Raw genomic sequence first — 20,275 nt, forward strand, 5'->3', positions numbered from 1 at the left:
CGATGGCGCTACGAGGGCCCTCACCGGGCGTCCTCCCGCATCGTGGCGGCGGCGTGCCGGACGGCCTTCTTGATGTTGGCGTAGCCGGTGCACCGGCAGAGGTTGCCGCCGACGAGCTCGTCGACCTCCTCCTCGGTGATCTCCTCGGCGGCGTCGCGGGCCTCCAGCCCGGCGGCGATCGTCACGAGGAAGCCCGGCGTGCAGAAGCCGCACTGCAGGGCGTGGCACTCGCGGAACGCCTCCTGCACCGGGTGGAGCACCTGCCCGCCCTGGTGGTCGTCGCGGGCCAGGCCCTCGACGGTGGTCACCTGCGCGCCCTGCACCTGGACGGCGAGCACGAGGCACGAGCGCACCGGGTCGCCGTCGACCATCACCGTGCACGAGCCGCAGACGCCGTGCGCGCAGCCCACGTGCGTGCCGGTCAGGCCGAGGTCGTCGCGGAGGAAGTCGGACAGCACCCGGCGCACCGGGACGGTGGCCTCGCGGTGCACGCCGTTGACGGTCACGGAGACGGTCCGCTCGCTGTCGACCTGCGGCGGATCGATCGAGGTGGTCACGCTGCGCTCCTCTGCACGGCCTCGGCGGCGGCGTCGGCCAGGGTGCGTTCGGTCAGGACGCCCACGAGCAGCCGCCGGTAGTCGGCGCTGGCGTGGATGTCGGTGTCGGGGTCGACGAGGGTGCGGGCGAGCGCGCCGGCCGCGGCCCAGTCGGCGCTGTCGACGGGCTCGCCGGCCACCGCCTCGGTGAGGTCGTGCACCTCGGGCACCAGCCCGACGGAGATGTAGGAGGCCCGGACGGCGGACACCCGGCGGTCCTCGTCCAGGGTGACGACGACGCCGGCGCCGCAGACGGCGTAGTCGCCCTTGCGGCGGGCGATCTCGGCGAAGGCGGTGCCCGAGCGCTCGGGCAGGGCGGGGAAGAAGGCGTCGACGACGACGGCGCCGCCGGCGAGCGAGGTCTCCAGCGGGCCGACGAACAGGTCCTGCCAGCCGACGGTCTCCCGGCCGGCCGGCGTCGCGACCGTCACCGAGCCGCCGGTGAGCGCGAGTACCGACGTCATCTCGCCGGAGGGGTCGGCGTGGGCGATCGAGCCGACCGTCGTGCCGCGGTTGCGGATCGCCGGGTGGGCGACGTTGGCCGTCGCCCGGGCCAGCAGCGGCTGGACCCGGGCGGCGGCCTGCGCGTCAGGGGTCTGGCGGAGTAGTCGTGCGTGGCGGACCAGGGCGCCCACCCGCACGCCGTCCCCGGTCGCCTCGACGGTGTCGAGGCCGGGCACCCGGTTGAGGTCGACCAGCGTGGCCGGCGCCGCGAGCCGCATGGCCAGCAGCGGGAGCAGCGACTGGCCACCGGCGAGCACCTTGGCGCCCGTCTCGTCCGACAGGAGGTCGAGCGCCTCGTCGAGGGACCGGGGGTCGGCGTAGCGGAAGGGAGCGGGTTTCACTTCTCGAGCATGTCCTTGCGACGGGTACCGGTGCCGGGGCGGCCCACCTCGTCGACCGACGACGGGTCGGTCCCGCCGCGCGGGTCGGCATAGCCGCCGGCGGGGCCGCCGGCCGGGCCGGCGCCGTGGTGGCCCAGGGACGACGCGCTCTCCGGCACCGAGCCCTCGCGCAGGAGCGCGGCCTTCATGTCGGCCGGGGCCAGTGCGCGGGCGATGTGCCAGCCGACGACGGCGACGATCGAGCCCAGCGCGATGCCGTTGAGCGAGAAGTCGTCGGTGAAGGTGAGGGTCACGTTGCCGATGCCGATGATGATCCCGGCCGCGAGCGGGACGAGGTTGACCGGGTTGGCGAAGTCGACCCGGTTCTCCTTCCAGATCTTCGCGCCGAGCAGGCCGATCATCCCGTAGAGGACGACGGTGATGCCGCCGAGCACGCCCCCGGGGACGATGTTGATCAGCGCGCCGAACTTGGGGATCAGGCCCAGCAGGATCGCCACGATCGCGGCCACGTAGTAGGCGGCGGTCGAGTAGACCCGGGTGGCGGCCATGACGCCGATGTTCTCGGCGTACGTCGTCGTCGGGGAGCCGCCGACCGAGGTGGCGATGACGGTGCCGACGCCGTCGGCGAAGACCGCGCGGCCCATGACCGGGTCGAGGTCGCGCTTGGTCATCTCGGCCACGGCCTTGACGTGGCCGACGTTCTCGGCGACCAGGGCGATGACGGCGGGGATGACCAGCAGGCTGAAGTTCAGCGAGAAGCTCGGCGCGGTGAAGTCGGGCAGGCCGAACCAGTCCGCCTGGCCGACCGAGTCGAAGTTGATCCGGTCGCGGGTGACCACGGCGCCGGTGCCGTCGGGCGAGGTGATCTGGCCGGCGGTGGCGTCGAGCAGGATCGACAGCAGGTAGCCGAAGACCAGGCCGAGCAGGATGGCGATGCGGGCGAGGAAGCCGCGCAGCGCCAACGAGGCGACGATGACGAACGCCATCGTGGCGAGCGCGACCCACTGGTCCTGGGGCCAGTAGACGCCCGCGGCGACCGGGGCCAGGTTGAAGCCGATCAGCATGACGACGGCGCCGGTGACGGCCGGCGGCAGCACCTTGTTGATGAGGCCGAGGCCCGCGAAGTGGATGACCAGGCCGACCAGGGCCAGCACGACGCCGGCGACCAGCAGCGCGCCGACGACGTCGCCGGAGTCGCCGCCGTTGGCGCGGATCGCGGCGACACCGCCGACGAAGGCCGCGCTGGTGCCCAGGTAGCTGGGTACCCGGTTCTTGACGATGAGCAGGAAGACGATCGTCGCGATCCCGCTCATCATGATCGCGAGGTTCGGGTCCAGGCCCATGATGAGCGGGAAGACGAAGGTCGCGCCGAACATCGCGACCACGTGCTGGGCGCCGATGCCCACGGTGAGCGGCCAGGACAGCCGCTCGTCGGGGGCCACCGCCTCACCGAGCGGTGGCGTCTTCCCGTCGCCGTAGAGCTTCCAACCGAACGCCATGGGGTCCTCCTCGCGAGGCACAGCCGATGCGGCCCGGGAGGTGCCGCCACCCCCGGGAGGCCGTCACAGTGTCACGCGCCTCACGGGCGGGGAAGTGCCTCAGCGCTAAATCTTCCCGGTGCAACAAGATCGTTGCGCTGGCGATATCTCACCGCTGAGGCATCTGCCGGTACGGTCGGCGAGGTGAGCGATCCTGGGCCCGCAGCGGGCGTCCGGCACGTCTCCCTGCGCAGCGGCGTCTACGCCGACTCCGTCCGGTTGATGCAGGTCAGCCGTGACGTCGGCGCCCGCGACGGCGTCACCGCGGTGCTGGTCGCGATGGCCACGCCGCTCAACGTGGAGCTCGCCGAGGGCATGGGCCTGGCGCCGGAGCAGGTGGCCGCGCCCGACCAGCTGCTCATCGCCGTCCGGGCCGTCGACGACGACGCGCTGGCCGCCGCGGTGGCCGCCGTCGACGCCGCCCTGGCCGAGCGCGAGCGCACGCGGGCCACCGCCGACGCCCAGCCGGCCCGCACGGTCGGCGCCGGCCTCGACGACCTCGGCCACGACGCCGGCGCGCTGGCGATCGTCAGCGTCCCGGGGCAGTACGCGGCGCTCGAGGCCGCCGACGCGATCGCCGCCGGCCGCAGCGTGCTGGTCTTCTCCGACGGCGTCCCGGTCGAGCAGGAGGTGGCGCTGAAGCGCGCCGCCCGCGCCGCCGGGGTGCTGGTGATGGGCCCCGACTGCGGCACCGCGATCGTCTCCGGCGTCGCGCTGGGCTTCGCCAACGTCGTCCGCCCCGGCCCGGTCGGCGTCGTCGCCGCCTCGGGCACCGGCGCGCAGCAGGTGTCCTGCCTGCTCGACGCGGCCGGCGTCGGCGTCTCGCACGTGATCGGCGTGGGCGGGCGCGACCTGTCCGAGGCCGTGGGCGGGCTGGCGACCCTCGACGCGCTGGCGGCGCTGGACGCCGACCCCGCCACCGAGCGGGTGCTCGTCGTCTCCAAGCCCCCGGCGCCGTCGGTGGCCGCGGAGGTGGCGCGGGTGTCGGGGGAGCTGGCGACGCCGGTGCGCTCGGCCGCCCTCTCGCCGGAGACGCCCGACCTCACCGCCGCCGTGGAGGCGCTGCTCGGCGACATGGGGCTCGACGTCCCGGTGTGGCCCTCCCGCCCCGGGCCGGCCGAGGCCGCCTCACCCGGCGCGGTGCTCAAGGGCCTCTACTCCGGCGGCACCCTGGCCGACGAGGCGATGCTGCTGGCGGGCCCCGTGCTCGGCGACGTCCGCTCCAACACCCCGCTGCGTCCCGAGCTCGACCTCGGGACGGACCTGTCCGCCCGCGGCCACCTCGTCGTCGACTTCGGCGACGACGCGCTCACCGTCGGCCGCGCCCACCCGATGATCGACCCGACGCTGCGGCTGGAGGCGATCGAGCGGCTGGCCGCCTCGGGCGAGCCCGCGGTGCTGCTGCTCGACGTCGTCCTCGGGTACGGCGCCGACGCCGACCCGGCGGCCGCCCTCGTCCCCGCGCTCACCGCCGCCCGCGCGCGGGCGCACCTGCCGGTCGTCGTCGCGCTGGTCGGCACCGAGGCCGACCCGCAGGGTTGGAGCCGCCAGGCCGACGCCCTCGCCGCGGCCGGCGCCGCCGTCTTCGCCTCCAACGCCGCGGCCACGCGGTACGCCCTCGACCTGCTGGGAGCCGCATCGTGACGACGACCGGGACCTCGACCGGAGCGCTCGGAGGACTGCTCGACGGCCCGCCGGCCGTCGTCGCCGCCGGTGTCGACGTGTTCTCGGGCGCGCTGCGCGCCCAGGGCGTGTCCGTGGCCGACGTCGACTGGCGGCCGCCGGGCCTCGGCGACGCCGCCGACCTGACCGCGCTGGCGCTCGACCCGCGCCGCGCCGCGGCCAACCGGACGGCGGTCGAGCGGGTGCTCGCGGCCGGCTCGGTGCTGGTCGACGTCCGCCCGGCCCGCGAGGTGCTCGGCATGGAGGGGCGCACGCTGCTGCACTCCGGCCCGCCGCTGACCTGGGAGGCCGCGTCGGGCCCCATGCGCGGGGCGCTCGTCGGCGCCTGCCTGTTCGAGGGCTGGGCGTCGACGGTGGAGGAGGCCGAGGCGCTGCTCGCGTCGGGCGGCGTGGAGCTCGAGCCGTGCCACCACCGCTCCGCCGTCGGCCCGATGGCCGGGGTGACCTCGCCGTCGATGTGGGCGTGGTGCCTGGAGGACCCGGTCAACGGCGGCCGGGCCTACTGCAACCTCAACGAGGGCCTGGGCAAGGTGCTGCGGATGGGCGCCTTCAACCAGGAGGTGCTCACCCGGCTGGCCTGGATGCGCGACGTCCTCGGCCCGCTCCTGGCGCGCGCGGTGCGCTCGATGGCCGAGCCGCTCGACGTGAAGGCCGTGCTCGCGCAGATGCTGCAGATGGGCGACGAGGGGCACAACCGCAACCGCGCCGGCTCGCTGATGACGCTGCGCGAGCTCTCGCCGGCGCTGGCCGCCCTCGACGCGCCCTCCGACGACGTCGCCGCGGCGCTGCGCTTCATCGGCGGCAACGAGCACTTCTTCCTCAACCTCGGCATGCCGACGGCGAAGCTCGCGATGGACGCCGCCCGCGACGTGCCGGGCTCCACGCTGGTGACCGTCATGGCGCGCAACGGCACCGAGTTCGGCGTGCAGACGGCGGGCACCGGCGACCGCTGGTTCACCGGCCCGGCGCAGACGCCGGTGGGCCTGTTCCTCGGCGACTACGGCCCCGAGGACGCCAACCCCGACATCGGCGACTCCGCGATCATGGAGACCTACGGCGTCGGCGGGTTCTCGATGGCCGCGGCGCCGGCGATCGTGCGTTTCGTCGGCGGCACCGTGCCCGACGCGCTGGCCACCACCGAGCGGATGTACCAGCTCACCCTGGCCGAGAACCCGGCGATGGCCATCCCGATCCTCGGGTTCCGCGGCGCGCCGACCGGCATCGACGTCCTCGCCGTGGCGCGCACCGGCTGGCTGCCGCAGATCAACACCGGCATGGCCGGGCGAGTGGCCGGCACCGGCCAGGTGGGCGCCGGGCTCGTGCAGCCGCCGCGGGAGTGCTTCGAGGGCGCCCTCGCCGCGCTCGCGCAGGAGGCGCGCGCCGCCGCCTGAGTCGTCGTGCGCTGACCGCTACGCGGGGCCGCAGGTGAGCAGGACGTCCAGCGCCGCGCCCAGGCCCGCGCCGTCGTCCACCGGCTCGCGGAACGGCACCCGCAGGTCGTAGCAGGAGCGGCGGGCCTCCACGCGGAAGCGCACGCCGTGCCGGTCGAGGCCGAGCAGCCGGACGTCGTCGCGCGGGCCGGCCCACGCCTGCACCCGGGCCAGCAGCCGGGTCAGGGCCGCGCCGTGCCCGGCGGCGAGGCCGGCCTCCGCCGCGGCGAGCGGGTCGGGGCGGGCGGCCGCGAAGTCGTCGGGGTCCACCTCGGTGGTCGCGCCGCCGTCGGTGAGGACCACCTCGGCGAGGTCGAGGCGCACCAGCAGCGCGCGCAGGCCGACGTCGAGGAGCGTGTCGGACGGGCGCACGTCGGCCAGGTCGAGCAGCGCAGGCTGGACCCCGGCCGGGTGCACCGGCGTCAGCCAGCCGGACAGCTCCACCTGCCCGCGCACCGGGTGCTGCAGCGGGAACGGCGACCGGTCGGTGACCGTCAGCCGCGCCGGGAGGTCGCCGAGGGGGGACTCCCGCAGCGCCGTCGCCAGCCGCCCGGCGGCGGGGACGACGACGTACACCTGCCCGGACGCCGTCGTCGCGGCCAGCGACAGCTCGACCGCGCCGAGCCCCACCGCGTGCAGCGCGGCCGACGGGCGGGCGGCCACGGTGCGGGCGCGCTCGGCCGGTGGCGGCTGCGGGATGCCGGTGGTGCCCGGGCCGGTGCGGGGGACGGTCATCGCTCACCTCGGGTCTCGGCGTGTGGGTAAGGTGAACCTAACCTAACTCTCTCGACGGAGGTACCGGATGAACACCCCGCGCCCGAAGGTGCGCCTCAGCCGCCGGCTCGGCCTGGCCCTGACGCCCAAGGCGGTCAGCTACTTCGAGCGTCGCCCGTACCCGCCCGGTGAGCACGGCCGCAAGCGCAAGCAGCAGAGCGACTACTCCACCCGGCTGCTGGAGAAGCAGCGGCTGCGCGCGCAGTACGACGTCAGCGAGACCCAGCTGCGCCGCGCGTTCGACCGCGCCCGGCGCACCGGCGGCAAGACCGGCGAGGCCCTCATCCAGGACCTCGAGTCGCGCCTGGACGCCACGGTGCTGCGGGCCGGCTTCGCGCGCACCATCTACCAGGCCCGCCAGTTCGTCACCCACCAGCACGTGCTGGTCAACGGCCGCCGCGTCGACCGTCCCTCCTACCGGCTGCGCCCCGGCGACTGGATCTCCATCGCCGAGCGCTCGCGCGCCAAGGAGCCGTTCCAGGTGGCGGCCTCCGGTGCGCACGCGCAGCCGCCGGCCTACCTCGAGGTGCGGCTGGCCGACCTCACCGCCCGGGTCGAGCGGGTGCCCGCCCGCGACGAGGTGCCGGTGATCTGCGAGGAGCAGCTGGTCGTGGAGTACTACTCGCGCTGAGCGCGGCGGGGTCCGCGCCGGTCAGGAGCTGCGGATGGCCCCGACCGGCGCGACCTCGAGCTGGTAGCCGACGTCGAGCCGGAAGGCGTGCCCGTCGCCGGCGACGACGCGCAGGTGGTGCGTGCCCGGGGCGGGCGCCGGGACGCGCGCCCACAGGCCCCACACGGTCACCGGGATCGGCTTGCGCCGGAAGGTGACCGGGTTGAGCAGGGCACCGGCGACGACGAAGGGCACCGGCGTGGTGATCTCCAGCGGCTCCAGGTCGACGCCGTCGAGGGTCAGCGCGCCCCACGCGTCGCCCGCCCGCTCCGGCGGGCCCACCGCCGGGCTTTTCCAGTAGTTGAACACCGGCAGGAACAGGTCGCGGCCGCCGGGCACGACGCAGCGCCGGTGCAGGACCTTCCCGTAGGACCCGGCGAGGAAGAAGACGTCGTCGGGCTGGTTGTGGCCCGCGTGCTCGCCGGTCGTGTCCTCGATGGGGTCGCGCTCGGTGCCGGCGGAGGCCACCCACTGCACCCAGCGGGCGGCCAGGCCCTCGGCCGAGTCGGACGGGTAGGGCAGCGGCGGCACCTCGTACGGGCCGCCGCGCAGCCGCGACAGGAACGACATGCGACGCAGGGTAGGCAGACGGCCACCCTCCGCAGGGGAGGCCCGCCGGGTCAGGACGGGTCGAGGACGGCTAGGTCGGCGGCGAACGTCAGCCGCGCCGCCGTCGCCCCCTGCAGGTCGTCGGGGTCGAGGCCGGCCACCATCTCGCGGACGAGGAAGCCCTCGGTGGTCACGTCGAGGACGGCGAGGTCGGTGTAGACCCGGTCGACGACGCCGGCCGCCGTCAGCGGGTAGCTGCAGCGCGGGACCAGCTTCGGCTCGCCCGCCTTCGTCGTGTGCGACGTCATGACCAGCACCCGCCGCGCCCCGACGGCGAGGTCCATCGCGCCGCCCACGGCCGGCGGGTGCGAGGCGTCGTCGGTGGCCCAGTTGGCCAGGTCTCCGGCCTCCGACACCTGGAAGGCGCCGAGCACGGTCAGGTCCACGTGGCCGCCGCGCATCATCAGGAACGCGTCGGTGTGGTGGAAGAAGGCCCCGCCCGGCAGCAGGGTCACCGGCTGCTTGCCGGCGTTGATGAGCTCCGGGTCCTCCGCGCCGGGCGCGGGGGCCGGGCCCATGCCGAGGATGCCGTTCTCCGAGTGGTAGACGATCTCCTTGTCGCTGCCCACGCAGTCGGCCACCAGCGTCGGCAGCCCGATGCCGAGGTTGACGTAGGAGCCGTCGGGGATGTCGCGGGCCACCCGCCGGGCGACCGCCCGCATGTCGAGACGCCCCTCGAGGCTCACGCCGCACCCACCCGGACGACGCGGTCGACGAAGATCCCGGGCGTCACGACCACCTCGGGGTCGAGCTCCCCGAGCTCCACGAACTCGTCCACCTGGACGACGGTCAGCGCGGCCGCGGCGGCCATCGTGGGCCCGAAGTTCCGCGCCGCGGTGCGGTAGACGAGGTTGCCCCAGCGGTCGGCGCGCGCGGCCTTGACCAGGGCGACGTCGCCGGGCAGGGGCTCCTCGAGCACGTGCCGCCGGCCGTCGATCACCCGCACCTCCTTGCCCTCGGCGAGCCGGGTGTCGGCGCCCGTCGGCGTGAAGAACCCGCCCAGCCCCGCCGCCGCGGCCCGCATCCGCTCGCTCAGCGTGCCCTGCGGGACCAGCTCCAGCTCGACCTCGCCGGCCCGCCACCGCTCCTCGAACCACACCGACCCGGTCGAGCGCGGGTAGGAGCAGACGATCTTGCGCACCCGGCGCTCGCGCAGCAGCGCGGCGACGTCGGTCTCGCCGGACCCGGCGTTGTTGGTCACCACGGTGAGGTCGGTGGTCCCCTGGTCCAGCAGCGCGTGCACCAGCTCCACCGGCACGCCGGACGCGCCGAACCCGCCGACCAGGACCGTCGCGCCGTCCGGGATGCCCGCGACGGCCTCGGCCAGGGACGCGACCCGCTTGTCGATCACCCGCACCCTCCGTTCTGCCGGCCCGACGCTAACGGGTGGCGACCGCCCCGGCCGACCGGCGAGGCTGGCGGGGTGGAGCGGGACGACGTCGTCCGGGTGAGCAAGCGGCTCTCGTACGTGCTGCGGCACCGCCCCGACAGCGTCGGGCTGACCCTCGACGGTGCCGGGTGGGCCGACGTCGGCGCCCTGCTGGACGCCCTCGCCGCACACGGGCTGCCGCTGTCGCGCGCCGACCTGGACGCCGTCGTGGCGGCGAACGACAAGCAGCGGTTCGCCCTCGACGACACCGGTACCCGGATCCGGGCCAGCCAGGGTCACAGCGTCCCGGTCGAGCTGGGCTACGCGGCGCAGGAGCCGCCGGACGTCCTGTTCCACGGCACGCCGGTGCGTGTGCTGCCCGCCGTCCTCGCTGAGGGGCTGCGCCCGGGCCGGCGGCACGCGGTGCACCTGAGCACCGACGAGGCGACCGCCCGCACGGTCGGGAACCGCCGCGGGCGGGCCGCCGTCCTCGCGGTCGACGCGGCGGCGATGTCCCGCGACGGCGCCGTCTTCACCCGCTCGGCCAACGGCGTCTGGCTGGTCGACGCCGTGCCGCCGCGGTACCTACGGACGCTCTGAGAGCAGGTCGCGCACGCCGGCGGCGAGGGTCGCGGAGCTCGCCGGGCCACCGTCGAGGTACCCCGCGACCATCGCGCCGTCGCGCAGGACCAGCCAGCGGCGGGCGGCCTCCTCCGGCGCCGGGTGGCCGGCGCGCCGGAACGCCCCGGCGACGGCGGCGGTCAGCCAGGCGCGGTGGGCGAGCACCGCCCGCCGGACGGGACTGGCCGGGTCGGGGTACTCGGCCGCGGCGTTGATGAACGCGCAACCGCGGAAGCCGTCGCCGCACAGCTGGTCGCCGAGCCGGCCGGTGAGCGCCTCCAGCCAGGCGGCGGCGCCCTCGGCGTCGTCCGGGACCTCGCCGGCGGCCTCGCGCACCGCGCGGTCCACGCCGTCGAGGTAGGCGACGACGAGGTCCTCCTTGCCGGGGAAGTGCCGGTAGAAGGTGGCCCGGGTGACCGCGGCCTCCTCGACGACCCGGTCGACGCCCACCGCGCGCACGCCCTCGGCGTAGAAGAGCGCCGACGCGGTGCGCAGCAGGCGGTCCCGGGCCTCGGAGGGGCGCACCGCGGCGGTCATGTCGACGACGGTACCGCCGTGTACGGTTATCGGCAGAACGACCGTTCTGTCTACCTCTTGGGAGGGCCCATGTCCGCCGTCTACACCGCCGTCGCCACCGCCACCGGGGAGGGCCGCAACGGCCGCACCCGCACCGACGACGGTGGGATCGACCTCGACCTGGCCGTGCCGCAGGAGATGGGCGGCCCGGGCGGCGGGGCGAACCCGGAGCAGCTGTTCGCCGCCGGCTACGCCGCGTGCTTCCACGGCGCGCTCAAGCTCGTCGCCCGCAAGCGCGGGGCGACGTTCACCGACTCCGCCGTCACCGCCGAGGTGGGCATCGGGCCGGACGACGCCGGCGGCTTCGCCCTCGAGGTCACCCTGCGCGTCGAGCTCGGCGGCATCGAGCAGGCGGCCGCCGAGGAGCTCGTCGAGGCCGCCCACCAGGTGTGCCCCTACTCGAACGCCACCCGCGGGAACGTCCCGGTGGCCCTGGAGACGGTCACCGCCTGACCGTCACCGCCTGACCGTCCTGCGTGCCCGGGCCGGGGATCCCGGTCCGGGCACGCGCACGGCGAGCAACGCGACGTCGTCGTGCCGGGCGGCGCCGCCGACGCCGGCCAGCAGCCGGTCGCACAGCTCGTCCAGCGGGTCCGCGGCGTGCCGGCCGAGCTCGCCCACAAGCCAGGCGTTGCCGTCGTCGAGCGAGCCGCCCCGCCGCTCCACCAGCCCGTCGGTGTAGAGCAGCAGCGAGTCGCCGGGGCGGAGCACCAGCTCGGCGTCGGTCCGCGGTGCCCCGGCGGTGACCCCGAGCGCCCGCTCCGGGTCCCGCTCGAGCAGCCGCACCGACCCGTCGGCCCGGACCAGCGCCGGGGGCGGGTGTCCCGCGTTCGACCACCGCAGCCGCGCGCCGTCCCCGGCCGGCTCGACCATGGCGACGACCCCGGTCACCATCGCCGGCGCCGCCGGGTGCGCCATCACCCGGTCCAGGGCGCCGAGCAGGCCCGCGGGGGAGGTCGCGTCCACGGCCACCGCCCGCAGCATCCCGCGCACCTCGGCCATCGCGGCCGCGGCCTGCGGGTCGTGCCCGGCGACGTCGCCGATCACCAGCACGGTGCCGCCGCCGGCCGCGGGGAAGGCGTCGTACCAGTCCCCGCCCACGCGGGTGCCGCGCAGCGCCGGCAGGTAGCGCGCCGCCGACGCCAGCCCGGGCACGACCGGCGGCGGGCCCAGCAGGTGCCGCTGCAGCGTCTCGCCGAGCGCCAGGGACGCCCGCGCCGACGCGGCCTCGGCACTCAGCCGCTGCAGGTCGGCCTCCCGGCGCACCCGGAGCGTGCAGGCGCCCAGGGCGACCAGAGCCGCGGCCGTCACCAGCGCCAGCCGGACCAGCTGCGCGGGGACGGCGTCCCCCTCGTACTGACGGTCGTAGGCGCCGAGCAGCGCCGCGGTGAGGACGGCGAGGACGCCGTACGCGCCGGTCGTCCGGCGCCCGGTGAGCGTCGCCGCGACCAGCGGCGAGGCGGCCACCAGGCCCAGGATCACCTGCTCCGGCCCGAGCGCCAGGTCGACCGCCGCCGGCCCGAGGAGGAAGAGCAGGGGCAGGCCGTGCGACCGCAGCACCCCGTCCACCCACGCCTCCGACCGCCGTCCCCTGGTCGGCCCAACCTACGGGGCGCCGCCCGATCGGCCGGGCCGTCGCCGCCGAGGACGGCGCGTGGCCGGCGTCGGGAACACGACCGCATCCGCCGGGAGCTGTTCGGTCCGTACCGCGCGCCGACCGCGCGCTCCCGTCGAGGACCGAGGAGTCCCGTGCGCATCGACCTCTCCGGCCGCACCGCCGTCGTCACCGGCTCGTCCCAGGGCATCGGCCTGGCCATCGCCACCGGCCTCGCCGCGGCCGGCGCCGCCGTCGTCCTCACCGGCCGCGACCCCGCCAGGCTGGAGGACGCCGCGGCGGGGATCGACGGCGAGGTGCGCACCGTCGCCGGCGACGTGACCACCGACGAGGGGACGGCGGCCCTGCTCGCGGCCGTGCCCGACGCCGACGTGCTGGTCAACAACCTGGGCGTCTTCGGCGCCCGGCCGGCGCTGGAGATCACCGACGACGAGTGGCGCCGCTACTTCGAGACCAACGTGCTCACCGCCGTGCGGCTCACCCGCGCCTGGCTGCCCGGGATGCGCGAGCGCGGCTGGGGCCGGGTGCAGTACATCGCCAGCGACTCGGCGGTCGCCATCCCGGCCGAGATGGTGCACTACGGCGTCACCAAGACGGCGCTGCTCGCGGTCTCCCGCGGGTTCGCGAAGGAGGCCGCCGGGTCGGGCGTCACCGTCAACTCGGTGATCGCGGGGCCCACGCACACCGGCGGCGTCGAGGACTTCGTGTACTCCCTCGTGGGGCGCGACGTGCCCTGGGACGAGGCGCAGCGGACGTTCATGCGCGAGCACCGGCCGGCGTCGCTGCTGCAGCGGCTGATCGAGCCCGAGGAGATCGCGAACATGTGCGTCTACCTGGCCTCGCCGCTGGCGTCGGCCACGACGGGCGGCGCGCTGCGCGTCGACGGCGGCTACGTCGACGCGATCCTGCCCTGACGGGGGACCGCAGGCCCGATGCGCTGCGGTCCCCCGTCGGCCCCGTCCAGGGCACCGCCCCGAGCGTGCGAGGGGTGGGGAGGACGGGGTCCTCCGTCAGGCCTCGATGATCGCGGCGACCGGGCCGCCGCCGGAGGGGCCCTGGTGCACCGCCGCCACCGACACGAACACCGCCGGGTCGCCGGTCACCGACGCCGCGACGCCGCCCACCGTGGCCTTGATCTGCCGGTGCCAGAAGACGTCGGAGTCGTCGAGCATGGCGTTGCGCCGGCCGCGGACGTAGCCGGTCGGGTCGGCCTCGCACTTGAGGAACACGTTGACCAGCCGGCCGCCGAGGTCGCTGACGTGCGGCCGCTCCGGCAGGTCGAGCCCGGCCTGGCGGATGGCGTCCCAGATGCCGTCCTGGTCCAGGGCGTCCTTCATCACCGAGTGGCCGATCTTGTACTTCCCGCCGTGGCCGCGGGCGTTGCCGACGACGACGATCTGCGCCCGGTCCAGCTCCACGCCCGACGAGCAGGAGGCGACGGCGCTGAACAGCGACAGGTCGCGCATGACCTGCGACTGCTCCGGCATCTCGATCTCGCCGAGCGCCACCGCGATGCCCAGCGCCGTCGTGCCGTTGGACAGGTCCATCGAGCCGTGCGGCTCGTCGTAGTAGGTGTCCTTGCCGCGGTTCTTCGCGTCGCGGATGGTCTCGATCGTCAGCAGCGGCGTCTTGGTCTGCACGTAGTGGACGTCGGCCGGGTCGGTGATCCCGGCGGCCTCCATCGCGCGGCGCACGCCCTCGGCGACCTTCTCCACCATCGAGATGCGGCCGATGTCCTCGGGCAGCAGGACGTCGCTCATCGCGTAGCCCACGGTCAGCCGCGGCTCGTCGGTCTTCTCGACGGCGTCCTCGGGCAGCGTGGCGAAGATCGTCGCGTGCGGGCTGATGACGCCGTCGGTGCCGCCCGACCACACGATCGGGATCTCGGCGACCTCCTCCTTGCTGCGGGTGCCCTTCTCCATCAGCACCTCGCGGAAGGCGCGGTCGGCGATGATCCGCGTGTAGTCGTTGACGCCGCCGTTGCCCTCGGTCTTGCCGATGACGGCGACGACCCGGTCGGCCTCCATGACGCCGTCGTCGATGAGCTTGGCCAGCTCGCTGGCGTCGCTCACGTTGTGCAGCGGGACCTTGCGGACCTCGATCGGTGCGGGCACGTGCGCTCCTTGTTCAGTCGGTGGTGAGGACGGTGCCGACGGCGTCCCCGGCGACGGCGTCGGCGATGTTCTCGAGCGAGGTGACGACGGCGCGCTCGCCGCCCGCCTCGACGAAGCGGAGGACGGCCTCGACCTTGGGGCCCATCGAACCCCGGGCGAACTGGCCGTCGGCGGCGTGCGCGCGGAGCTCGGCCACCGTGACGCGGCCGAGCGGCCGCTGCGCCGGCGTGCCGAAGTCGACCATCACGTTCGGGACGTCGGTGGCGATGACCAGCGTGTCGGCGTCCAGGTCGCGGGCCAGGACGGCCGCGGTGAGGTCCTTGTCGACGACGGCCTCGACGCCGCGCAGCGCGGCGCCGTCCCCGCCGTCGTCGGTCACCGGGATGCCCCCGCCCCCGGCGCAGACGACGACGAAGCCGGCCGCGGCGAGCGCGTGGATCGCGGGGGAGTCGACGACCGAGCGCGGCTCGGGTGAGGCGACCACCCGCCGCCAGCCCCGCGGGCCGCGGTCCTCCCACACCTGGCCCAGCGCGAGGAACCGCTCGGCCTCCTCGCGCGGGAGGAAGCGGCCCACCGGCTTGGACGGCTCGGCGAGGTGCGGGTCGGCGGCGTCGACCAGGGTGCGGGTGACCAGCCCGGCGGTGCGCTGGGGGAGGCCCCGCGCGGCCAGGGCGGCGTCGAGCTCGTCGGCCACGGTGAAGGCGATGGTCGCCTGGGTCTGCGCGACGTTCCAGTCCAGCGGCACCGGCGGCACGACGTGCGCGGCGAGCTCGTTCTTCACCAGCAGGTTGCCCACCTGCGGGCCGTTGCCGTGGGTGAGCACCACCTCGACGCCGGCGGCCACCACCTCGGCGACGTGGCCGGCCGCCTCGCGGATCGCGGTGCGCTGGGCCTCGGGGGTGGCCGAGCCGTCGGGCCCGGTCATGGCGTTGCCCCCGAGGGCGATCACCACGCGGCGGGACGTCACCCCGGCGACCCTAGCGGCGTTTCTCTTAGCGGTGAAGTACCTGGCGGGAGCCGGCACCTCCCGCTGGGCGCGCGGGCGCGGGACGATCCCGGCGGGAGCGGGGGCCGTCCGGAGGGAGCCGGCGATGCGCGTCCACTTCGACCTCGACACCCGCGCCACGCCCGCCCAGGTGCTCGACGCCCTCACCGCGGTCGGCGACCGGCGGCTCGAGATCTGGTCCCGCACGCTGGACCCGGCGAAGTACGAGGTCCGCGAGGCGGGCGAGGGGTGGGCCGTGCTGCGCGAGGGCAGCGCCGGCGTCCGGCTGTGGGTGCTGCTGCGCTACGAGTGGCCCACCCCCGACCGCGTCACCTGGACGCTGCTCGACAGCGACCACTGCGACCGGGGCAGCGGCGAGGTGCGGATCACCGCGCGGGACGACGGCGGCAGCCACGTCGACGTCGTCTTCCACCACTCCGGCGGCCGCGGGCTCCGCGGGAGGGCCGTGCTGCTCCTCCAGCGCCTCCTCGGGCCCGTCGCGTTCCCCCGGACGTGGCGCGCCGCCCTGGACCGGGCGGCCGCCTGAGCTCAGCGGCGCCAGAAGTCGAAGCGGTCCCGCCCGGGCCGGAAGCCGGCGGCCTCCACGACGTCGACGGCGAGGTCGAAGCGCTGCCCGACCGCGCCGGGCTGGTGGGCGTCGCTGCCGAAGCTCACCGCCTCGCCGCCCTCCTCGCGGAACCAGCGCACCTGGTCCGCGGACGCGAGCGGGCTGCTGGTGTTGACCTCCAGCGCCCGCCCGGTGCCGGCCAGCGCCCGGAACACCGCGCGGTACTCCTCCTCGTAGTCCTTCTCCACGAACCGGTGCGACCCGCCGGGCCAGTAGCGGCGCGGGAAGTCGACGTGGGCGAGGACCTGGAAGACGTCGCTGCTCTCCACCATGTCGACGATCTCGCCGAGGTAGCGGCGCATCGTGGCGTCGGGGTCGGTGTAGAGCAGCTGGCCGACGCCGTAGAGCCGGTCGCCGTCGGACAGCGAGTGCAGCGACCCGAGGATCCGGTCGACGGGTGCGTCCCGCAGGTGCGCCGCGACGCTCGAGGCGAACAGGTGCGGCTCGCCGGCCTCGACGCCGGACCAGATCCGCAGTTCGGGGAACCGCTCGCGCACCTCGGTGAGCTCGGCCCAGTAGCCCTCGCTGTCGATCGGCTCGTGCCGGGAGGCGTGCCGGTCGACCAGGCCGAGGGTGGTGGCGCGGTCGTCGGGCCCCCACACGGTGAAGTCGAGGTGCTCGGTGAAGGCGATCGCGGGCAGTCCCTGGGCGACCGCCCGCTCGCACGCGCGGGCCATCGTGACCGAGGCGGGGGTGTCCCACGACCACCCGGTGTGCACGTGGTTGTCCGGCGGTCGCATCGTCCCCATCCTGCCCGCCGTCCCCAGGTCGCGCTCACACGGTCCCGCTGTCGGGGGACGCACCTACTGTCGGGTGCCATGAGCACCGCCGCGCCCTCCGCTCCCGTCGCCGACGAGGCCCTCGCCGTCCTCCGTGAGCTGACCGGCCGCCCGGGCGCGGAGTTCCGCGAGGGGCAGGACGCCGCCGTCGCCGCGCTCGTCGAGCGCTCCGAGCGGGCCCTGGTCGTGCAGCGCACCGGCTGGGGCAAGTCGGCCGTCTACTTCGTCTCCACCGCGCTGCTGCGCCGCCGCGGCGCCGGCCCCACCCTGCTGGTCAGCCCGCTGCTCGCGCTCATGCGCGACCAGGTGGCCGCCGCCGCCCGCGCCGGCATCCGCGCCGTGGAGATCTCCAGCGCCAACGCCACCGAGTGGGACGACGTCGCCGCGCGCCTGGCCTCCGACGAGGTCGACGTCCTGCTGGTCTCCCCGGAGCGCCTGACCAACCCGCGCTTCCGCGAGGAGCAGCTGCCCGGCCTGGTCGCCCGCTGCGGCCTGCTCGTGGTCGACGAGGCGCACTGCGTCTCCGACTGGGGCCACGACTTCCGCCCCGACTACCGCCGCATCCGCGACCTGCTGGGCACGCTGCCCGCCGGCACCCCGGTCCTCGCCACGACCGCGACGGCGAACGAGCGGGTCGTCGCCGACGTGGCCGAGCAGCTGGGCGCCGGCGGCGTCGGGGTGACGACGGTCCGCGGCCCGCTGGCCCGTGACTCGCTGCGCTTGGGCGTGCTGCGGCTGCCCACCGACCGCGCCCGGCTGGCGTGGCTCGCCGCCCACCTCGGCGACCTGCCGGGCAGCGGCATCGTCTACACGCTCACCGTCGCCGCGGCCGAGGAGACGGCGGGGCTCCTGCGCGACGCCGGGCACGACGTGCGCGCCTACACCGGCCGCCTCGACGACGCCGACCGCAAGGAGGCCGAGGAGGCGCTCCGGGAGAACCGGGTCAAGGCGCTCGTGGCCACCTCCGCGCTCGGCATGGGCTTCGACAAGCCCGACCTCGGCTTCGTCGTCCACCTCGGGGCGCCGTCGTCGCCGGTCAGCTACTACCAGCAGGTCGGCCGCGCCGGCCGCGCCGTCGAGCACGCCGACGTGATGCTCCTGCCCGGCCCGGAGGACCTCGCCATCTGGCAGTGGTTCGCCACCTCCTCCATGCCGCGCGAGGACCACGCCGCCGCGGTGCTCTCGGCGATGGCCGACGGCAAGGCGTGGTCGGTGGCCCGCCTGGAGACCGTGGCCGACGTCCGCCGCTCCCGGCTCGAGCTGCTGCTCAAGGTGCTCGCCGTCGACGGCGCGGTCGAGCGGGTGCAGGGCGGCTGGCGGTCCACCGGCCGCCCGTGGGTCTACGACGCCGACCGCTACGCCCGCGTCACCCGCACCCGGGAGGCCGAGCAGCGGGCGATGCTCGCCTACGCGAAGCCGGTCGACGAGGCGCGGTGCCGGATGGCCTTCCTCCAGGAGGCGCTCGACGACCCGACGGCCGCCCCGTGCGGGCGCTGCGACGTCTGCGCCGGCCCCTGGTACCCCACCGACGTCCCGGAGGGCGCCGCGGAGGCGGCCTCCGCCGCGCTCGACCGCCCCGGCGTGGAGCTCGCCCCGCGGGCGCAGTGGCCCACCGGCGCCGACCGCCTCGGCATCGAGGTCAAGGGCAAGATCGCCGCCGGCGAGCAGCTCGACCCCGGCCGCGCCGTCGCCCGCCTCACCGACCTCGGCTGGGGGCAGAAGCTGCGCACCCTGCTCGGCGACGACGGCGTGGGCGGCACGGTGACCCTCGACCTGGAGGCGCCCGGCCTCGAGGAGGACCCGGACGCCGCCTTCGACGTCCCGGTGCAGCGCTCGGTGTCCGACGTGCCGCCCGACGACGAGCTGCTCCGCGCCTGCGCCCGCGTGCTCGGCGCCTGGGACTGGGCCGAGCGCCCGGCCGCCGTGGTCGCCGTCCGGTCGCGCCGGCGCCCGCGGCTGGTGTCCGGGGTGGCGCAGGGCCTGGCCCGGGTGGGGCGGCTGCCCTATCTCGGGGAACTGTCGCTCGCGCACGGCGGCCCCACGGGCGGTCCCGGCGGCAACAGCGCCTTCCGGCTGGCCGGGGTCTGGCAGCGCATCGTCGTCGGCCCGGAGCTGCGGTCCCGGCTGGCCGAGCTGGGCCCCGTGCCGGTGCTGCTCGTCGACGACCTGGCCGACTCCCGCTGGACGATGACCGTCGCCGGGCGGGAGCTGCGGCTGGCCGGCGCGTCCCGGGTACTGCCGTTCGCTCTCGCCCTCGCGGCCTAGGGGCTCGTACACACGTTCGAACGCCGCTAGCCTGCTCGGCATGACGCTCGCGCACCAGCCGTCGATGTTCGACGTCGCCGAGGAGGCCGCCCTCACGCCGCTGCGGGGCCGGGTGCGGCGGCACGTGCTCGGCCGCGGGGCCTGGGTCGACCACCTGCCCGGGTGGGTCGCCGGCTCCGACGAGGTCCTCGAGGTCCTGCTCGGCGACATCGGCTGGCGGGCCGACCGCCGGCAGATGTACGACCGCGAGGTCGCCGTCCCGCGGCTGCTGTGCTGGTACGGCCGCGGCGAGACGCTGCCGCACCCGCTGCTCACCGAGGCGCGCACCGCCCTCGACGTGCACTACGCACCCGAGCTCGGGGAGCCCTTCGTCACCGCCGGCATGTGCCTCTACCGGGACGGGCGGGACAGCGTCGCGTGGCACGGCGACCGGCTGGGGCGCAGCCGCGCCGAGGACACGATGGTGGCGATCGTGTCCTTCGGGTCACCGCGGCCGCTGCTGCTCCGCCCTGCGGGCGGGGGCGGCGAGACGCTGCGCTTCCCGCTGGGGCACGGCGACCTCGTGGTGATGGGTGGCTCGTGCCAGCGCACGTGGGAGCACTGCATCCCCAAGACGACCCGCCCCGTCGGGCCGCGGGTGAGCGTCCAGTTCCGCCCGGCCGGCGTCGCCTGACGCCCCGCGTCCCGCTGTGGCGGCGGGCCCGGGGCGCGGCGCCGAGGCCTCCCCCGCCCGGTCCCCGAGGGCGTGGCGAGGGCCACGGGGACCCCCCCTGCACGACCCCTCGGAGGGCGTGTAATGTTCTCCCTGCACCGAGCGAGAACGGACCGGGCCGCAAGGCCTGGGAAACCGCCGGGAAGGCCCCCGAGGCCAGACCGCTGCGGAGCCGGTGTATGGTGAGGACACCGCCTCGAACGAAGGCCGAAAAGGCCGGGGTACGAGCGCGTCCGCTCCTTGAGAACTCAACAGCGTGCCGAAAGTCAGTGCCAAGTATTAACCCTGTCCCGGGCCTGTGTGGTCCGGGTGGGATTCCTTTGGTTGATGACATCGAGAGTGCTAGCTCTCGGTTCTCGGCCAGATCAAGTTCATCTACGGAGAGTTTGATCCTGGCTCAGGACGAACGCTGGCGGCGTGCTTAACACATGCAAGTCGAACGGTGAACCTCTTCGGAGGGGATCAG

The 20,275-nt window shown here is 75.5% G+C and carries 21 protein-coding genes and 1 rRNA gene; 10 read left to right on the top strand and 12 right to left on the bottom strand.

Features of this window, described 5'->3' with window-relative positions; genetic code table 11:
- Nucleotides 1-20 precede the first annotated feature (20 nt).
- Genes BUE37_RS20155 through BUE37_RS20165 form a run of 3 tightly spaced genes read right to left on the bottom strand, consistent with a single transcriptional unit; the run spans nt 21 to nt 2,940 of the window.
- The gene (locus BUE37_RS20155) at nt 21-557 is read right to left on the bottom strand and encodes a (2Fe-2S)-binding protein (protein WP_245794794.1); all 537 of its coding nucleotides are present in this window, start codon (nt 555-557) and stop codon (nt 21-23) included.
- The gene (locus BUE37_RS20160; RefSeq protein WP_073422211.1) at nt 554-1,441 is read right to left on the bottom strand and encodes an FAD binding domain-containing protein; all 888 of its coding nucleotides are present in this window, start codon (nt 1,439-1,441) and stop codon (nt 554-556) included. Before BUE37_RS20160 ends, BUE37_RS20155 begins: the two co-directional genes overlap by 4 nt.
- Nucleotides 1,438-2,940: a uracil-xanthine permease family protein gene (locus BUE37_RS20165; protein WP_073422212.1), complete on the bottom strand. Its 1,503-nt coding sequence runs from the start codon at nt 2,938-2,940 to the stop codon at nt 1,438-1,440. Before BUE37_RS20165 ends, BUE37_RS20160 begins: the two co-directional genes overlap by 4 nt.
- A 183-nt stretch (nt 2,941-3,123) precedes the next feature.
- Here BUE37_RS20165 and BUE37_RS20170 point away from each other — a divergent pair, with 183 nt between their 5' ends.
- Complete coding sequence (locus BUE37_RS20170; RefSeq protein WP_073422213.1) at nt 3,124-4,623, top strand: AllF/FdrA family protein; 1,500 nt, start codon at nt 3,124-3,126, stop codon at nt 4,621-4,623.
- The gene (locus BUE37_RS20175) at nt 4,620-6,053 is read left to right on the top strand and encodes a YlbE family protein (protein WP_083628951.1); all 1,434 of its coding nucleotides are present in this window, start codon (nt 4,620-4,622) and stop codon (nt 6,051-6,053) included. Before BUE37_RS20170 ends, BUE37_RS20175 begins: the two co-directional genes overlap by 4 nt.
- Before the next feature lie 18 nt (nt 6,054-6,071).
- Here the strand turns inward: BUE37_RS20175 and BUE37_RS20180 are convergent, their stop codons facing one another.
- Nucleotides 6,072-6,827 carry a hypothetical protein gene (locus tag BUE37_RS20180; protein WP_073422214.1) on the bottom strand — a complete coding sequence of 252 codons (756 nt, stop codon included), beginning with the start codon at nt 6,825-6,827 and terminating at the stop codon, nt 6,072-6,074.
- 67 nt (nt 6,828-6,894) lie between these two features.
- Between BUE37_RS20180 and rpsD the strand changes: the two genes are divergently transcribed.
- A complete protein-coding gene (gene rpsD, locus BUE37_RS20185; RefSeq protein WP_073422215.1) occupies nt 6,895-7,497 on the top strand; it encodes a 30S ribosomal protein S4 in 603 nt (200 codons plus the stop codon).
- Nucleotides 7,498-7,518: 21 nt separating this feature from the next.
- On the opposite strand, the gene BUE37_RS20190 is transcribed toward rpsD, so the two are convergent.
- Genes BUE37_RS20190 through BUE37_RS20200 form a run of 3 tightly spaced genes read right to left on the bottom strand, consistent with a single transcriptional unit; the run spans nt 7,519 to nt 9,496 of the window.
- Entirely contained in the window at nt 7,519-8,106 is a 588-nt protein-coding gene (locus BUE37_RS20190; RefSeq protein WP_217651335.1) for a hypothetical protein, read from the bottom strand.
- Nucleotides 8,107-8,156: 50 nt separating this feature from the next.
- On the bottom strand, nt 8,157-8,831 hold the full coding sequence (locus tag BUE37_RS20195; RefSeq protein ID WP_425432428.1) for a 3-oxoacid CoA-transferase subunit B: 675 nt from the start codon (nt 8,829-8,831) through the stop codon (nt 8,157-8,159).
- A complete protein-coding gene (locus BUE37_RS20200; protein WP_073422216.1) occupies nt 8,828-9,496 on the bottom strand; it encodes a 3-oxoacid CoA-transferase subunit A in 669 nt (222 codons plus the stop codon). The genes BUE37_RS20195 and BUE37_RS20200 overlap by 4 nt, the downstream gene beginning before the upstream one ends.
- Nucleotides 9,497-9,568: 72 nt before the next feature.
- Here BUE37_RS20200 and BUE37_RS20205 point away from each other — a divergent pair, with 72 nt between their 5' ends.
- Entirely contained in the window at nt 9,569-10,114 is a 546-nt protein-coding gene (locus tag BUE37_RS20205; RefSeq protein ID WP_073422217.1) for an RNA 2'-phosphotransferase, read from the top strand.
- Here BUE37_RS20205 and BUE37_RS20210 read toward each other — a convergent pair.
- The gene (locus tag BUE37_RS20210) at nt 10,100-10,672 is read right to left on the bottom strand and encodes a TetR/AcrR family transcriptional regulator (protein ID WP_073422218.1); all 573 of its coding nucleotides are present in this window, start codon (nt 10,670-10,672) and stop codon (nt 10,100-10,102) included. The genes BUE37_RS20205 and BUE37_RS20210 overlap by 15 nt on opposite strands.
- Nucleotides 10,673-10,741: 69 nt before the next feature.
- On the opposite strand from BUE37_RS20210, the gene BUE37_RS20215 reads away from it, so the two are divergent.
- The gene (locus BUE37_RS20215) at nt 10,742-11,164 is read left to right on the top strand and encodes an organic hydroperoxide resistance protein (RefSeq protein ID WP_073422219.1); all 423 of its coding nucleotides are present in this window, start codon (nt 10,742-10,744) and stop codon (nt 11,162-11,164) included.
- Between the two features lie 3 nt (nt 11,165-11,167).
- On the opposite strand, the gene BUE37_RS20220 is transcribed toward BUE37_RS20215, so the two are convergent.
- Nucleotides 11,168-12,280 carry a PP2C family protein-serine/threonine phosphatase gene (locus BUE37_RS20220; RefSeq protein WP_245794796.1) on the bottom strand — a complete coding sequence of 371 codons (1,113 nt, stop codon included), beginning with the start codon at nt 12,278-12,280 and terminating at the stop codon, nt 11,168-11,170.
- Nucleotides 12,281-12,460: 180 nt separating this feature from the next.
- Here BUE37_RS20220 and BUE37_RS20225 point away from each other — a divergent pair, with 180 nt between their 5' ends.
- A complete protein-coding gene (locus BUE37_RS20225; RefSeq protein WP_073422220.1) occupies nt 12,461-13,240 on the top strand; it encodes an SDR family NAD(P)-dependent oxidoreductase in 780 nt (259 codons plus the stop codon).
- Between the two features lie 96 nt (nt 13,241-13,336).
- On the opposite strand, the gene bar is transcribed toward BUE37_RS20225, so the two are convergent.
- Nucleotides 13,337-14,440, bottom strand: a complete 1,104-nt coding sequence (gene bar, locus BUE37_RS20230) for a barbiturase (RefSeq protein ID WP_073422221.1) — start codon at nt 14,438-14,440, stop codon at nt 13,337-13,339.
- Between the two features lie 13 nt (nt 14,441-14,453).
- Complete coding sequence (locus BUE37_RS20235) at nt 14,454-15,407, bottom strand: carbamate kinase (protein WP_073422222.1); 954 nt, start codon at nt 15,405-15,407, stop codon at nt 14,454-14,456.
- Nucleotides 15,408-15,531: 124 nt separating this feature from the next.
- Here BUE37_RS20235 and BUE37_RS20240 point away from each other — a divergent pair, with 124 nt between their 5' ends.
- Complete coding sequence (locus BUE37_RS20240; protein WP_073422223.1) at nt 15,532-15,972, top strand: SRPBCC family protein; 441 nt, start codon at nt 15,532-15,534, stop codon at nt 15,970-15,972.
- Between the two features lie 2 nt (nt 15,973-15,974).
- Here the strand turns inward: BUE37_RS20240 and BUE37_RS20245 are convergent, their stop codons facing one another.
- Nucleotides 15,975-16,793, bottom strand: a complete 819-nt coding sequence (locus BUE37_RS20245) for a PHP domain-containing protein (RefSeq protein ID WP_073422224.1) — start codon at nt 16,791-16,793, stop codon at nt 15,975-15,977.
- A gap of 78 nt (nt 16,794-16,871) precedes the next feature.
- On the opposite strand from BUE37_RS20245, the gene BUE37_RS20250 reads away from it, so the two are divergent.
- From BUE37_RS20250 to BUE37_RS20260, 3 genes are all read left to right on the top strand, one after another.
- On the top strand, nt 16,872-19,097 hold the full coding sequence (locus BUE37_RS20250; protein ID WP_073422225.1) for a RecQ family ATP-dependent DNA helicase: 2,226 nt from the start codon (nt 16,872-16,874) through the stop codon (nt 19,095-19,097).
- Nucleotides 19,098-19,137: 40 nt separating this feature from the next.
- On the top strand, nt 19,138-19,770 hold the full coding sequence (locus BUE37_RS20255; RefSeq protein ID WP_073422226.1) for an alpha-ketoglutarate-dependent dioxygenase AlkB: 633 nt from the start codon (nt 19,138-19,140) through the stop codon (nt 19,768-19,770).
- A gap of 413 nt (nt 19,771-20,183) precedes the next feature.
- Nucleotides 20,184-20,275: ribosomal RNA gene (locus BUE37_RS20260) — 16S ribosomal RNA — on the top strand; the annotation flags it as partial.

Origin of the sequence: Geodermatophilus nigrescens (assembly GCF_900129495.1) — a bacterium.
Taxonomy (GTDB): domain Bacteria; phylum Actinomycetota; class Actinomycetes; order Mycobacteriales; family Geodermatophilaceae; genus Geodermatophilus; species Geodermatophilus nigrescens.

Excerpts from the sequence above, each read along its gene's own strand:
- rpsD (WP_073422215.1), top strand. The coding sequence starts at position 6,895 with ATGAACACCCCGCGCCCGAAGGTGCGCCTCAGCCGCCGGCTCGGCCTG.
- BUE37_RS20215 (WP_073422219.1), top strand. The coding sequence starts at position 10,742 with ATGTCCGCCGTCTACACCGCCGTCGCCACCGCCACCGGGGAGGGCCGC.
- BUE37_RS20180 (WP_073422214.1), bottom strand. The coding sequence starts at position 6,827 with ATGACCGTCCCCCGCACCGGCCCGGGCACCACCGGCATCCCGCAGCCG.
- BUE37_RS20165 (WP_073422212.1), bottom strand. The coding sequence starts at position 2,940 with ATGGCGTTCGGTTGGAAGCTCTACGGCGACGGGAAGACGCCACCGCTC.
- BUE37_RS20210 (WP_073422218.1), bottom strand. The coding sequence starts at position 10,672 with ATGACCGCCGCGGTGCGCCCCTCCGAGGCCCGGGACCGCCTGCTGCGC.
- BUE37_RS20245 (WP_073422224.1), bottom strand. The coding sequence starts at position 16,793 with ATGCGACCGCCGGACAACCACGTGCACACCGGGTGGTCGTGGGACACC.
- BUE37_RS20240 (WP_073422223.1), top strand. The coding sequence starts at position 15,532 with ATGCGCGTCCACTTCGACCTCGACACCCGCGCCACGCCCGCCCAGGTG.
- BUE37_RS20250 (WP_073422225.1), top strand. The coding sequence starts at position 16,872 with ATGAGCACCGCCGCGCCCTCCGCTCCCGTCGCCGACGAGGCCCTCGCC.
- BUE37_RS20190 (WP_217651335.1), bottom strand. The coding sequence starts at position 8,106 with ATGTCGTTCCTGTCGCGGCTGCGCGGCGGCCCGTACGAGGTGCCGCCG.
- BUE37_RS20255 (WP_073422226.1), top strand. The coding sequence starts at position 19,138 with ATGACGCTCGCGCACCAGCCGTCGATGTTCGACGTCGCCGAGGAGGCC.